The 14,343-nt window shown below is 47.5% G+C and carries 11 protein-coding genes; 3 read left to right on the top strand and 8 right to left on the bottom strand.

Translation table 11 applies throughout. The features are described 5' to 3' along the window. Positions 1–5: 5 nt before the first annotated feature. The 7 genes from lpdA to zapE all read right to left on the bottom strand — a co-directional run bounded on the left by lpdA (position 6) and on the right by zapE (position 10,336). Positions 6–1,412: a dihydrolipoyl dehydrogenase gene (gene lpdA, locus OEU88_RS04635; protein ID WP_262693942.1), complete on the bottom strand. Its 1,407-nt coding sequence runs from the start codon at positions 1,410–1,412 to the stop codon at positions 6–8. Between the two features lie 11 nt (positions 1,413–1,423). After that, entirely contained in the window at positions 1,424–2,662 is a 1,239-nt protein-coding gene (odhB, locus tag OEU88_RS04630) for a 2-oxoglutarate dehydrogenase complex dihydrolipoyllysine-residue succinyltransferase (protein WP_262693941.1), read from the bottom strand. 51 nt (positions 2,663–2,713) lie between these two features. Next, entirely contained in the window at positions 2,714–5,623 is a 2,910-nt protein-coding gene (locus OEU88_RS04625) for a 2-oxoglutarate dehydrogenase E1 component (protein ID WP_262693940.1), read from the bottom strand. A gap of 41 nt (positions 5,624–5,664) precedes the next feature. Next, positions 5,665–6,537, bottom strand: a complete 873-nt coding sequence (sucD, locus tag OEU88_RS04620) for a succinate--CoA ligase subunit alpha (protein ID WP_262693939.1) — start codon at positions 6,535–6,537, stop codon at positions 5,665–5,667. Further along, positions 6,537–7,706 carry an ADP-forming succinate--CoA ligase subunit beta gene (gene sucC / locus OEU88_RS04615; RefSeq protein ID WP_262693938.1) on the bottom strand — a complete coding sequence of 390 codons (1,170 nt, stop codon included), beginning with the start codon at positions 7,704–7,706 and terminating at the stop codon, positions 6,537–6,539. The genes sucD and sucC overlap by 1 nt, the downstream gene beginning before the upstream one ends. 74 nt (positions 7,707–7,780) lie before the next feature. Then, entirely contained in the window at positions 7,781–8,743 is a 963-nt protein-coding gene (mdh, locus tag OEU88_RS04610; RefSeq protein WP_262693937.1) for a malate dehydrogenase, read from the bottom strand. 342 nt (positions 8,744–9,085) lie between these two features. Next, a complete protein-coding gene (gene zapE / locus OEU88_RS04605; RefSeq protein WP_394805230.1) occupies positions 9,086–10,336 on the bottom strand; it encodes a cell division protein ZapE in 1,251 nt (416 codons plus the stop codon). 162 nt (positions 10,337–10,498) lie between these two features. On the opposite strand from zapE, the gene OEU88_RS04600 reads away from it, so the two are divergent. Together OEU88_RS04600 and OEU88_RS04595 are read left to right on the top strand one after the other, a co-directional pair. Further along, the gene (locus tag OEU88_RS04600; protein ID WP_262693935.1) at positions 10,499–11,293 is read left to right on the top strand and encodes a tyrosine-protein phosphatase; all 795 of its coding nucleotides are present in this window, start codon (positions 10,499–10,501) and stop codon (positions 11,291–11,293) included. A 57-nt stretch (positions 11,294–11,350) separates the two neighbouring features. Then, positions 11,351–12,130 carry a carbon-nitrogen hydrolase family protein gene (locus OEU88_RS04595; protein WP_262693933.1) on the top strand — a complete coding sequence of 260 codons (780 nt, stop codon included), beginning with the start codon at positions 11,351–11,353 and terminating at the stop codon, positions 12,128–12,130. An 18-nt stretch (positions 12,131–12,148) separates the two neighbouring features. Here the strand turns inward: OEU88_RS04595 and OEU88_RS04590 are convergent, their stop codons facing one another. Continuing rightward, entirely contained in the window at positions 12,149–12,586 is a 438-nt protein-coding gene (locus tag OEU88_RS04590; RefSeq protein ID WP_262693932.1) for a GFA family protein, read from the bottom strand. A gap of 161 nt (positions 12,587–12,747) precedes the next feature. On the opposite strand from OEU88_RS04590, the gene OEU88_RS04585 reads away from it, so the two are divergent. Further along, positions 12,748–14,286, top strand: a complete 1,539-nt coding sequence (locus OEU88_RS04585) for a lipopolysaccharide biosynthesis protein (RefSeq protein WP_262693931.1) — start codon at positions 12,748–12,750, stop codon at positions 14,284–14,286. The last annotated feature ends 57 nt before the right edge of the window (positions 14,287–14,343 follow it).

Genomic DNA, 14,343 nt, shown 5'->3' with positions numbered 1-14,343 from the left:
AAACCCTACATATGGATTGTACGGCCGTGCACAGCAAGTGCGGCTTCTTTCATGGCTTCAGTTTCGGTTGGGTGCGCATGACACGTCAGAGCAATATCTTCCGCTGATGCGCCAAACTCCATCGCTGTGGCCGCCTGTGCAATCATGTTACCAGCGTCAGCGCCAATGATGTGCACACCAAGGACACGGTCCGTTGCTTTATCAGCCAGAATTTTCACAAACCCCTCAGTTGACTGGTTTGCTTTGGCGCGGCTGTTTGCTGTAAACGGAAACTTGCCAGCTGTGTATGCAACACCAGCTTCCTTCAATTCGTCTTCGGTCTTGCCAACGCTTGCCACTTCAGGGAAAGTATAAACAACACCCGGGATCACATCGTGGTTAACGTACCCTGTTAACCCAGCAATGTTTTCAGCGCATGCGACACCTTCATCTTCAGCTTTGTGCGCAAGCATAGGTCCGGCAACGACATCACCAATGGCCCACACACCCGGTACGTTTGTGCCGAAATCATGGCCAATCTTGATACGCGAGCGTTCATCCATTTCAACGCCGATTGTCTCTAAGCCAAGGCCGTCAGTGTATGGCCTGCGACCAACAGACACGAGCACACGGTCTGCTTTAATGGTTTGGGCATCACCGCCTTTGACAGGCTCGAATGTCACAGCCACATCTTTCTTCGTGGCTTTAACACCTGTAACCTTGCTGGACAGTTTCAGCTTCATGCCCTGTTTTTTCAACACACGGCCGAACGTTTTACGTACTTCCATGTCCATGCCTGGCAACACCTGATCCATGAACTCAACCACAGTTACTTCTGCACCTAGGCGTGCCCACACGGAACCCAGCTCAAGCCCGATAACACCGCCACCAATAACAACCAAATGCTTCGGTACTTCCGGCAACTCCAACGCACCCGTTGAGGATACAACACGGTCTTCATCAATTACAATACCTGGCAATGTCGCCACATCACTGCCCGTGGCAATGATTGTGTTTTTGGCCTTAACCGTTTGCGTGCCGCCGTCGTTCAGCTTCACTTCAATTGTGTCTTTCGCAGAAAAACGTCCTGCGCCCTTGATCCAATCAATTTTGTTTTTCTTGAATAGAAACTCGATACCACCAGTCAAGCCTGTAACGGTATCATCTTTGGCAGACATCATTTTCTTCAGATCGAAGCTAACGCCTTTAGCGGTAATGCCATGCTTTTCAAAATCATGAGATGCTTCATGGTACAAATGCGACGAATGCAGCAGCGCCTTTGATGGCATACACCCAACATTCAGGCATGTGCCGCCCAGTGTCTCGCGTTTTTCAATACACGCCGTCTTGAGGCCCAACTGCGCCGCACGAATAGCAGCCACATATCCACCAGGGCCGGAGCCGATCACAACAACATCATAACTATCAGACATAAACTCTACTCTTACATATCAAGGAGAAGGCGGGTTGGATCTTCAAGCGCTTCTTTAACGCGCACAAGGAATGTCACAGCCTCACGGCCATCAATCAAGCGATGATCGTATGATAAAGCCAGATACATCATTGGACGAATAACAACATTCCCGCCAATCGCCATCGGGCGTTCCTGAATTTTATGCATACCCAAAATTGCAGACTGCGGCGGGTTGATAATCGGACTAGACATCAATGAGCCAAAAATACCGCCATTGGAAATAGTGAACGTACCACCCTGCATATCATCAATAGTAAGCTTACCGTCACGTGCTTTGCGGCCGTAATTTGCAATCCCGAGCTCGGTATCGGCAAATGACATATCCTGTGCATCTTTCAACACAGGCACGACAAGGCCATTAGGTGCAGACACAGCAACGCCGACATTTGCATAATTGTGGTAAACGATTTCATCGCCTTCAATAGATGCGTTAACGGCAGGCACTTCCTTCAGTGCCAAGCAACATGCTTTCGTGAAGAAACTCATGAAACCAAGCTTAATACCATGCTTGGTCGCGAACATATCCTTGTATTTGGCGCGCGCTTCCATCACCGCTGTCATATCGACTTCATTGTAAGTCGTCAGCATAGCGGCAGTGTTTTGTGCGTCTTTCAAGCGTTCAGCGATACGCTTGCGCATCCGCGTCATTTTAATGCGTTCTTCACGCGGGCCTGTCGGCGCCGCAGCAGCAGAGGCAGGCGCACTGAGTGTGCGTGCACTGCCACTTTCAATCGCTTTCAGCACATCAGCTTTTGTCAAACGACCATCTTTGCCGGTACCTTTAATGGAAGCAGCATCCAGATGATAATCTTCAACCATACGGCGGACCGCTGGTGACATTGGCATCAGGTCTTTACTTTGTTCCGCTGCTGGTGTCGGCGTAGGCGTAGCAGCAGGCGCGGCGGCTGTCGGCGCCGCTTTTTCAGCGGCAGGCGCAGGCGCGGCAGCAGGTTTGGCTGCAGCGGCACCTTCAGTATCAACACGCGCGATGAGTGCACCAATTTCAACCGTGTCGCCTTCAGCAACCAATTGTTCAATCAATACACCAGCAACAGGGCTTGGAACTTCCATTGCCACCTTGTCGGTTTCAACCTCAACGATAGGTTCATCTGCTGCAACAGCATCACCAACCTGCTTTAGCCATGTTCCGATTGAGCCTTCGGCCACCGATTCACCCATTTGCGGGATTACGATATCTTCAATTGCCACCTTGTGTGCTCCTAGTTTCCAAAACTTCTATTCTCATAAAACTCTAAAATCTTAACCTTCAAGTGCATCCGTAACGAGTGCCTGCTGTTGCTCAAGATGCTTCGAGGCTAATCCTGTTGCCGTTGATGCACTAGCCAAACGACCTGCATAACGTGCACGTGTTACCGGCATTTTCATCGTAACGAGCAATTCTTCTAGTGGCTCGTTAATGGTGCCCCAAGACCCCATATTGCGCGGCTCTTCCTGACACCAGATAATGCTTTCAACATTTTTGAACCGTTTTAGCTCGGTCTCAATTGCATGCGCCGGGAACGGATATAATTGTTCAACGCGCAGCAGGTAAACATCTTTCAACCCGCGTGCATCGCGTTCTTCAAGCAAGTCGTAATAAATCTTACCGGAACACATCACGACACGCTTAATTTTGCTGTCCGCCGCAAGCTTCATATCTGAAATATTGTTGTCCAGATCAGCATCATCCCATAGTACCCGATGAAACTGTGATCCGGGGCCAAACTCGGACAACTGAGATATACACTTCTTATGACGCAACAAAGACTTTGGCGACATCACAATAAGCGGCTTACGGAATGACCGATGCATCTGACGGCGCAGCACATGGAAATAGTTTGCCGGTGTCGTGCAGTTCACAACTTGCCAGTTATCCTCTGCAGACAATTGCAAGTAACGCTCCAAGCGTGCAGACGAATGCTCTGGTCCTTGACCTTCATAGCCATGCGGCAACAACATCACCAGTCCGGACATACGCAGCCATTTTGCTTCGGCTGAACAGATAAACTGATCGATAATGATTTGTGCACCATTGGCGAAGTCACCAAACTGCGCTTCCCAAAGAGTGAGCGAGTTCGGATTAGCCGTTGAGAAACCATATTCAAAGCCAAGCACACCAAATTCTGAGAGATGACTGTCCAGAACTTCAAAATGAGCTTCAGGGTTCACCTCTTTCAAAGGAACATGACGGCTTTCATTTTTTTGATCTACAAAAACAGCATGACGGTGACTGAATGTACCACGGCCGCAATCCTGACCTGAAAGTCGAACGTCATATTTTTCTTTAAGCAGTGTACCAAAAGCAAGCGCCTCAGCTGTTGCCCAATCAAAACCCTGACCGGTCTCAAACATCTTGTGTTTGTTATCAAGCACCCGTTTCAATGTGCGGTGAATGTTGAATTTTTCAGGATAAGTTGTGATTTGCTCACCAACTTCACGCAGCATCATCTCGGAAACGCCGGTTTCTGCACGGCGTTTCTCGTGATCTTCGTCTGCTAGGCCAAGGCCTTCCCACTTACCTTCAAACCAATCGGCTTTATTAACCTTATACTCTTTCGCAGCTTCAAATTCGTCCTCAAGATATTGGACAAATTCTGTTTCCATCTGCGTAAACTGTTCATCGGTCAAGATGCCTTCAGCCTTAAGCTTGTCAGCATATAGCTTGTCGACACTTGGATGCTTCTTAATAGCTGCATACATTAGCGGTTGTGTAAACGCAGGTTCATCAGATTCATTGTGCCCAAAGCGACGGTAGCAGAACATATCAATAACGACGTCGCGTTTGAATTCCTGACGGAATTCTGTTGCAATTTTAGTCGCAAATACCACAGCTTCTGGATCGTCACCATTCACATGGAAAATCGGTGCTTGCACCATTTTAGCCACATCTGATGGATAAGGACTTGAGCGGGCAAATTGCGGGCTGGTTGTAAAACCAATTTGATTGTTAACAATAAAGTGGATCGTACCACCCGTGTTGTAACCACGCAGCCCTGACATACCAAAACACTCGGCAACAATGCCTTGTCCGGCAAATGCCGCATCACCGTGCAACAACAATGATAGCGTGTCATTGCGTTTCGTATCGCCCTTCATGTGCTGCTTGGCGCGTACTTTACCAATGACAACGGGGTTTACGGCCTCAAGGTGAGACGGATTCGCATTCAATGACAAATGCACTTTATTACCGTTAAATTCACGGTCAGCGCTGGTGCCAAGGTGATACTTCACATCACCAGACCCTTGCACATCATCCGGCGTAGATGCACCACCGCGGAATTCATTGAAAATAGCGCGGTATGGTTTCTGCATTACGTTGGCCAGCACGTTCAAACGGCCACGGTGCGGCATACCAAGTACAATCTCCTTCAGCCCCATTTGGCCACCAGTTTTCATGATGCCTTCAAGTGCTGGAACAGCAGCTTCACCACCGTCTAGTCCAAAACGTTTCGTACCAGTATATTTTCGGCCAAGAAAACGCTCAAACTGAACGGCCTCAATAACCTTATTCAAGATCGCAAGCTTGCCGCGATCTGTGAACTGAATTTCTTTGTCGCGGCCTTCAATTTTAAGCTGCAACCATGCTTTTTCTTCAGGGTCATTGATGTGCATAAACTCCACACCAATGTTAGAACAGTAAGTACGCTTAAGAATAACAATAATTTCGCGTATCGTTGCTGTGTCGAGACCAAGCACACCATCCATAAAGATAGGACGGTCCAGATCGTCTGAGCCAAACCCGTATGTTCCGGGCTCAAGCTCGGCATGCATCGGCCGGTCTTCAAGGCCTAACGGGTCAAGATTTGCCATCAAATGGCCACGCACACGGTATGTGCGCACCATCATCAAAGCGCGAATACTGTCGATGGTAGCGGCGCGCACCTCTTCGGCAGATACACCAGCACCCGCAGGCTTTTTATTTGCCCCTGCCTCGATGAACATATCAGACCCATCAAGACCTGTGGTCAGGTCATCGTTTGGGCGCAACGGCCAGTCTGAGCGTGCCCAGCTTGGCCCTGTAGCCTCAATGGCATTTTCAAGAGACTGAAAATACTCCTGCCAACCAGCATCGACCGAGCTTGGGTCAATGTTGTATTGCTCATAGAGCGATTCAACAAATTGCGGACTAACACCTTCCAGTGCGGCAATACGATCTAGATCTGCACCCATACGATACGGCGCGACGCTTCCGCCGCGCCCCCTCTATATAATTAACCGATTGCTTCTAGAAGCGTTGTACCAAGGCCAGCAGGGCTGTCAGACACAACGATACCAGCAGAGCGCATCGCTTCGATTTTATCTTCAGCACCACCTTGACCACCAGATACAATCGCACCGGCATGGCCCATCGTACGACCCGGAGGCGCTGTGCGGCCAGCGATGAAGCCTGCAACAGGTTTCTTCACTTTGCTTTGCTTCAGGAATTCAGCGGCTTCTTCTTCGGCAGAACCACCGATCTCACCAATCATAATGATTGAATGCGTGTCATCGTCACCGAGGAACATATCCAGACAATCAATAAAGTTAGTGCCATTTACCGGATCACCGCCAATACCAATACACGTGCTTTGGCCAAGGCCCGCAGCAGTTGTTTGCGCAACAGCTTCGTAGGTCAAGGTACCTGAACGCGATACGATGCCAACATTGCCCGGCTTGTGAATATGACCTGGCATAATACCGATTTTACATTCACCTGGCGTGATAACGCCCGGACAGTTCGGCCCTACAAGACGCGAACCTGAATTACGTAGTGCGCGTTTCACACGCACCATATCCAGAACCGGGATACCTTCAGTAATACAAACAATCAGTTCGATCTCGGCATCAATTGCCTCAAGAATTGAATCGGCAGCAAATGGTGGCGGTACGTAAATAACAGAAGCGTTAGCATCTGTTGCCGCGCGCGCATCGCCAACTGTATCAAACACAGGCAGGTCAAGGTGCGTCATACCGCCCTTGCCCGGTGTTACACCACCAACCATGTTTGTGCCGTATGCAATAGCTTGTTCAGAGTGGAAGGTGCCTTGCGCGCCCGTGAAACCCTGACAAATAACTTTAGTATTTCTTCCAACGAGTACAGACATTACGCGGCCTCCTTCACGGCCTTAACGACTTTCTCAGCCGCATCATTCAGGTCATCAGCAGAGATAATCGGCAAGCCGCTATCCGCCATGATTTGTTTACCAAGCTCAACGTTTGTTCCTTCAAGGCGCACAACAAGCGGCACAGACAGTGCAACCTCGCGCGCAGCAGATACAACGCCTTCTGCAATGACATCACAGCGCATGATACCGCCGAAAATGTTAACAAGAATACCTTCAACGTTATCGTCGGAGAGGATGATCTTGAACGCTTCAGTTACACGCTCTTTGGTTGCCCCGCCACCAACATCAAGGAAATTCGCAGGCGAGCCACCTTTCAATTTGATGATATCCATTGTCGCCATTGCAAGACCGGCACCGTTCACCATACAACCGATTGAACCATCAAGGCTGATGTAATTCAGGTCATACTTGGATGCTTCGATCTCTTTTGGATCTTCTTCGCTTTCATCACGAAGCTCGCGCACATCTGCGTGGCGGAAGAGTGCATTACCGTCGAATGACATCTTGGCATCCAGCACAACCATGTCGTCATCTTCTGTAAGCACCAGAGGGTTAACCTCAAGCATCGATGCATCAAGCTCCGTGTAGGCTTTATAAAGTGAAGCCACAACTTTTTGACACTCTTTGGCAGCTTTGCCAGTAAGACCAAGACCAAACGCAACGCTGCGGCAATGGAAAGCCTGCAAGCCAGTTGCTGGTTCAATTGTTGTCGTTGTGATCTTCTCAGGTGTTGCCTCTGCAACTTCCTCAATATCCATGCCGCCTTCTGTAGAGGCCATGATAGCAAGCTGACCAGTTGCCCGATCAAGAAGGATAGCGAGGTAGAATTCGCTTTTAATGGCACAACCATCTTCAACGTACACACGCTTTACTTCTTTACCCTCTGGGCCAGTTTGGTGCGTTACGAGCGTTTTGCCGATAAGGTCTTTCGCTACAGCTTCAACGTCGTCTAGTGATTTAACCACTTTAACGCCGCCAGCTTTACCGCGACCACCTGCATGGATTTGCGCTTTCACAACCCAAACCGGGCCACCAAGTTTTTTTGCAGCGTCTACTGCTTCGGCTGCTGTGTATGCAACACCACCGCCAAGCACAGGCGCGCCGTATTGTTTCAACAGACCTTTCGCCTGATATTCATGAATATTCATATGTCCACTCGCTCTTTCATATCTGATTGGCTTTCATATCCGGTTATAAGTAAGAACCTAAGAAAAAGGATCGCTTAACCAAGCGATCCGTCAATTGCAGTACATGCTTCCATCAAGCCTTTAACGGCATCAACAGAATGGTCAAAGCCAGATTTCTCTTCGCCGATCAATTCAATTTCGACAACTTGCTCGATACCGTTCGCACCAATAATGACAGGTACACCGACATACATATCATTAAGGCCGTATTCACCGCTCAAGTATGCAGCACACGGCAGAAGGCGACGCTTGTCTTTAAGGTAGCTTTCAGCCATTTCAATGGCGCTTGTCGCTGGTGCATAAAAGGCAGAGCCTGTTTTCAACAAACCAACGATCTCGGCACCGCCATCACGCGTCCGCTGAACGATCTCGTCAATTTTTTCCTGCGTTGACCAACCCATCTTCACCAGGTCAGGAACAGGAATGCCTGCCACTGTTGAGTAACGCGTTAGCGGCACCATCGTATCGCCGTGACCGCCAAGAACAAACGTTGTTACATCTTCAATGGAAACATTAAATTCGTCAGCGAGGAAATGGCTAAAGCGCGAGCTATCAAGCACGCCTGCCATGCCGCACACTTTATGTGATGGCAAGCCAGAGAATTTTTGCAATGCCCATACCATTGCATCCAGCGGATTAGTGATACAGATAACAAATGCATCAGGTGCGTTTGCCGCAATACCCTCACCAACAGCTTTCATTACTTTCAGGTTGATACCCAGAAGGTCATCGCGGCTCATGCCTGGCTTGCGTGCAACACCCGCAGTTACGATAACAACATCAGCACCTGCAATTTCGGAGTAGTCATTGGCACCTTTCATAACGGCATTAAAACCCTCAACAGCAGACGACTGTGCCAGATCAAGTGTTTTACCTTGTGGTAACCCCTCAACGATGTCGAAAAGAACCACATCACCCATTTCTTTGAGGGCTGCGAGATGCGCCAGCGTGCCACCAATTTGACCGCCGCCGATTAGTGCTATTTTTTTACGTGCCATGAAATGCTCCAGCGAAATATTTAAGCGGCTATAAATCCGAATGCCGCAACTAAAACGAAAGAATAATATGCGAGGTAACTAGCGCGTTTATTCGGGGCAGACAACCCATCATTGCCCTAGCTTCCAACTGATTTATTGAGGAAACGTTACCTTAAGTAATTTTCACCCTTTTAAATGTATCTTTTTAGTCAATTCGCCATGTTTTTTGCGTATTTGCTCATATTTTCTAAATAAAAATACAGATTTTTTGCCAAAATCACTCCAAAAACATTACGTTTTTCTTCTAAAACTCATTATCCACACACGAAATCGTTACGCTTGCGACTCGAAAATGCCGTACATTTAACCTGATAGATTTTGACTATTGCCATCAAAATCATCACCTTCAGTGTTACCGACCTTACCGTGGCCACGCGCAAGATACTCCTCGGACTGCATTTCCATCAAGCGCGATACTGTACGCTCAAACTCAAATGAACCATCACCAGATGGATATAACTCATCCGGATACACTTCGGCAGAACACAGAAATTTAACGCCGTGTTCATACAGCGCATCGATAAATGTGACAAAGCGCTTTGCTTCATTACGTTTGTCTTTAGTTAACCGCGGTACGGCAACCATAATGACCGTGTGATAAGCGCGTGCTATAGTCAAATAATCTGCGGACCCTAACGGGTTTGCACATAAACGTTTGAATGAAAACACAGCCACGCCGCGGGCAGCTTTTGGTACAAAAAGCTTACGTCCTTGTACTGTTAGCGTTTCGGACGGTACTTTGTCAGCATCTTCAACATCGCGGTCAGTCAGCCGAAAAAAGGCATCTGACAATGCCTTAGTGCTTACTTCGTCAATGGGCGCATAATAAGTTTGCACCCCCTTAAGGCGATCATAACGATAATCAGTTTCACCGTTGAGCGTCCTCACATCAAAGGTATCTTTGATCATCTCGATAAATGGCAGGAAAAGCTGGCGGTTCAGCCCACCTTTATAGAGGTCCTCTGGTGGTCTATTTGAGGTGGATACAATAACAACACCACGCTCAAGCATTTCTTTAAACAAACGCCCCAGCACCATTGCGTCGGCAATATCTGTCACCTGAAGCTCATCAAAGCACAACAATGTAGCCTCGCGCGCAATTTGGCCAGCAACAGCAGGAATAGGATCATCTGAACTAGCGCGTCCACCAAGTGCCGCACGCTCCTTGCCTGACAATCCGCGCCACACCTTGATCCGCGCATGAATATCCAGCATAAATTCATGAAAATGCACACGGCGCTTGGCTTTAAGCGGTGCGACTTCATAGAATAAATCCATCAACATGGATTTGCCGCGGCCAACACCGCCGTATAAGTAAACACCTTTAGGCGGTGATTTGTCGCCGCCGGACCAGCGAAAAAAATGCGCCAAGCGCCAGCTTTTTATCGAAAGCCCCGCACGCCGATCACTTATTTCCGGATAATTAAGCAGCTCATCGTATAACCGGGCCAACCTGTCAACCACTCTTGCCTGATCAACATCAGGGCGTATCTCACCGTTCTGCTGGCACGCACGATAAACAGCCAGTAACGCATTTTCGTCGTCTGATTCCAAAGACTTCACTCAATTAACACTGCTTATTTTGTTCCTAACATGCTGACATACTATTCTCAAACATATCTGTAACTATTTGAACAAATGATCATGAGCGTTTGACTGCAGCACAGCGCACCCCACATCATGCAGGACATACATGACTAATAAACGGAGGCTCAATTGACGCATCAGCGGATTATCCAACTACCTGGTATAAAAAATTTCCGTGATATGGGTGGTTATACCAGCCATGATGGTCGCCCAATCAAATGGGGTCAGTTGTACCGATCTGGCCATTTCGCCGAAATGCAAGATGATGCAGTGTCACTTGTTGCCAAACGCAACATCTCTTCCGTCATTGATTTTCGCTCGCCGTCTGAGCTGGAACGCCAGCCCGCAATTTGGCCTGCCGCATGGCAACCCAATTATCATTCAACACCCATAGGGGGTAACGCAGCAGCTTGGGTACGTGAACTATATGAGCGCTTAGCAACAGCGCCGTTCCCCGCAACAGAGCTACGTGAACAATTTATTCTCGCATTTGAAACCATCCCGATTGCGAATGCTGACGGTATCAAGAAATTGTTCGATGTTCTTATTGATGAGCATGATGACAAGGCGGCTTTATTTCACTGCACCGCCGGCAAGGATCGTACAGGCATTGCTGGCGGATTAATTATGACTGCACTCAATATTGATGAAGATCAGATATTCGAGGATTTCATGCTAACCAATGACGCCGTTGATCTAGAGGCAACAACCACCCATTATGCCAAACTTATGAGTGAGAAAGCGGGCCGTGTTATCGCGGCGAAAGATGTGCACCCCCTTGTTGGTGTCGAGCCTGATTTCCTGCGTGCTGCACTTGCTATCATTTCCAAAGAATATGGTTCGGTTGACCAGTACCTTACAAATGCAATGGGACTAACACCTGAACGCAGGCTAAAACTACAAGCGCGGTTTTTGCAAGATTGAAGCTTATCGCCTGACACGTTATGACCATAGCGTGATCTAATAAAAAGGAGTTGGGCAGTGAAAGTAACTGTTTGCGAATTGAACCCCGGTGATGAAGCACGGGACGATAATCTGAAACGCCTGGCTGATCATATTGCGAAAGAAAACACTGACTTCCTTCTTTTACCAGAAATGGCTTTTTCCGATTGGCTCGCTGCAGATGAAACACGCAATGCCGCCAAGTGGGATGCTGCTGTCGACAGCCACACTCAATACATAAAGAGACTGAACACGCTCGGGTCAAAAGCTATTGTTAGCACACGCCCAGTTACCAAAGCGACCGGCAGTCCGCGAAACCAAGCCTATGTTTGGACAGAAAGTACTAGTGCTGTTGGATTTCATGAGAAAGTATTTTTACCTAATGAACCTGGTTATTGGGAACATAATTGGTATGATCGTGGTTCCAAAAACTTTGATACCGCGCACGCACTAGGTATGCGGATCGGCGTTCAGATATGTACTGAAATGTGGTTCTTCGAATGGGCGCGCCATTACAGCAAAGCAAAAGTTGACTTGCTCTGTGTACCACGAGCGACAACACATACATCCCTCGACAAATGGTTAGCTGGCGGCCAAGCAGCGGCCATATGCTCTGGTGCTTACTGCTTATCATCAAATTTGTGGCGACCGGTTGGAGACAAGGCTAATTGCGGCGGCATGGGTTGGATTATCGACCCAGACGGGAACGTATTGGCAACAACAAACAAAGACAACCCATTTACAACGTTAGAAATTGACCTTGAATTACCAAAAACCGCTAAAAACACATACCCGCGATACGTAGCTGAATCAGCTTGAATTACAGCTCAGGTCAAATTATCCGCCTGGGCCATATATGGCAAAAACTTCCGCACCTGTCATGTTTTTGGTATCTTCTGCAAACGTGTAATATGCTGGTTTTTCATCGATGAAAACCTGACGATCCATATTCACAAAAGCATCCTGCTCTTTGAACAAACCAGCGGCCATCATCAATTGTCCCGTTTCCTTGATGCGATAAAATACATGCGTGCCGCAACCTTGGCAAAACCCGCGCTCTGCCCATGTTGAAGACGAGAAAACCTTTATGTTTTCTTCACCACTAAATGATACGTCAGTGCCACAATCAACGGACATATACGCACCGCCACCCCATTGCCGGCACATATTGCAATGACACGCACCAACATGCGGGCTTGCCGACAATGTATGAATACCAACAGCGCCGCATACACACTTTCCAGACAATTCTATTTTGTCTTCAGCTCCAGTCATAATATTGCTTCTCCCCTTATGTCACCCGCGACCAGCTGTTACCTGCTGCCTTTAACAAACAAACGCTATCTACCGGAGTTGCGATCTCAGTAATAATTAAACATTCAATTGCGCAAAGATAGCGTATATAAACTGTTTGTTCTTCAAGAAACTGGAATACCGTGAACGATAACCCCAAGACGCCGCAAGAAGACGATACCCTTAATTTGGGTGAAACTGCTTTTGCAGGTGCCGCAATCATGATTGCAACGCGCTTTGTCGTGCGTTTGCTTGGGCTTGTTTCAGTTACTGTACTGGCTCGCCTACTTACACCTGAAGACTTCGGCCTCTTTGGAACAGCTGCACTTATTCTTGGCTTCTTTCTATTATTGAAAGAGACAGGCTTCAGTGAAGCTGTCGTTAAAGAAAAAAACCTAGAAAAACAGGATATTGATACACTTTGGACACTGCGCCTAATTCTGAGTGTCCTTATTGGTATTGCAGTATACTTTTTATCGCCTTTAATTGCCAACTTCTTAAAAGATGTGCGGGTCATACCATTACTACAAATAATGGCGATTATTCCCCTGATTGACGCTCTAGCTAGTCCCGCTGCTCCCATGCTACTACGAGAGCTAAAATTCAAAACGGCATTCATGTTAAAATCAGGCAATAAGGTTATTCAAGTAACAACTGTGATCATTGTTGCCATCATTCTCAAATCACATTGGGCACTGGTTTTCGGCGCAATACTGTCCTCGAGCTCAAATGTAGTAATTACGCACTTTATTCGACCATATAAACCACGCTTATCACTAAGCAGACTCAGCAAACACAGTAATTTTGCTTTCTGGACTTATGTAAGAAGTTTGGCTTCATATTTTTCAAATACGTCAGATGAGTATGTCATTCGCAGTACCGCCAGCACCGCCTTTTTTGGCATTTATCATATATCACGCGACTTAGCACGCGTACTGATAGCAGACATAATCGGCCCCGTGAGAGAAGCCATGTTACCTGCACTTTCTCGTATGAAAAACGACACAAAAAGACATGCTGCTGCAACAGCAAATATTTTTGGTGCCGCACTAATCATAGCCACTGGACTATCATTCGGCATTGCAATGACAGCCGATGAACTAGTACTGGTGCTGCTTGGGAACCAATGGACTGAAGCAGGGCCATTCCTAACATTGCTAGCGATTGGAACAGCGTGCCAATCTATAGGGGAAATAAATCAAAGCAGCTTTGCGACGGCAGGACTGCAAAAAAAAGCCGCTTTCTTCTGGGTTGGTCGCGGATGTAGCTATTTAATCGGTTGCGTTTTAGCTGGAATTTTATACGGACCAATCGCCGTAGCGATAACATATTCGTCCTTATCGTTTTTGGTGCTGATAATCGAAACGCGTTATCTTCTCAACAAACTAGATTCCAATATTAGCATATTTACATTGGGTTTACGGCCAATTATTGCAGGGCTCACTATGGTGGGTGCGTTGTATATACTACCTGCATTCGCAGAATGGCCCACATTAGCTGTTCTAGCCCTGAAGGTAGGCATTGGTAGTTCCGTTTATGGGGCAATGTTGCTGCTGTTATGGAAACTAAACAATTTTTCTGATGGCCCGGAAAATATCCTGTACATTAATTTACCTGCAAGGGTACAAAACTTGATCCCGTTGACTTTTCGAAAACAAATTCAGACGCACCCTCCACGTTGATATAGGCTCCCAAAAAATAAAAAGAGCGCTCACTTTGCAATGAACACTCTTTTCAAC

Source organism: Kordiimonas aquimaris (assembly GCF_025574485.1).
In the GTDB taxonomy this organism is placed as follows: Bacteria; Pseudomonadota; Alphaproteobacteria; order Sphingomonadales; family Kordiimonadaceae; genus Kordiimonas; species Kordiimonas aquimaris.
This window is presented reverse-complemented; position numbering and strand designations above follow the sequence as displayed.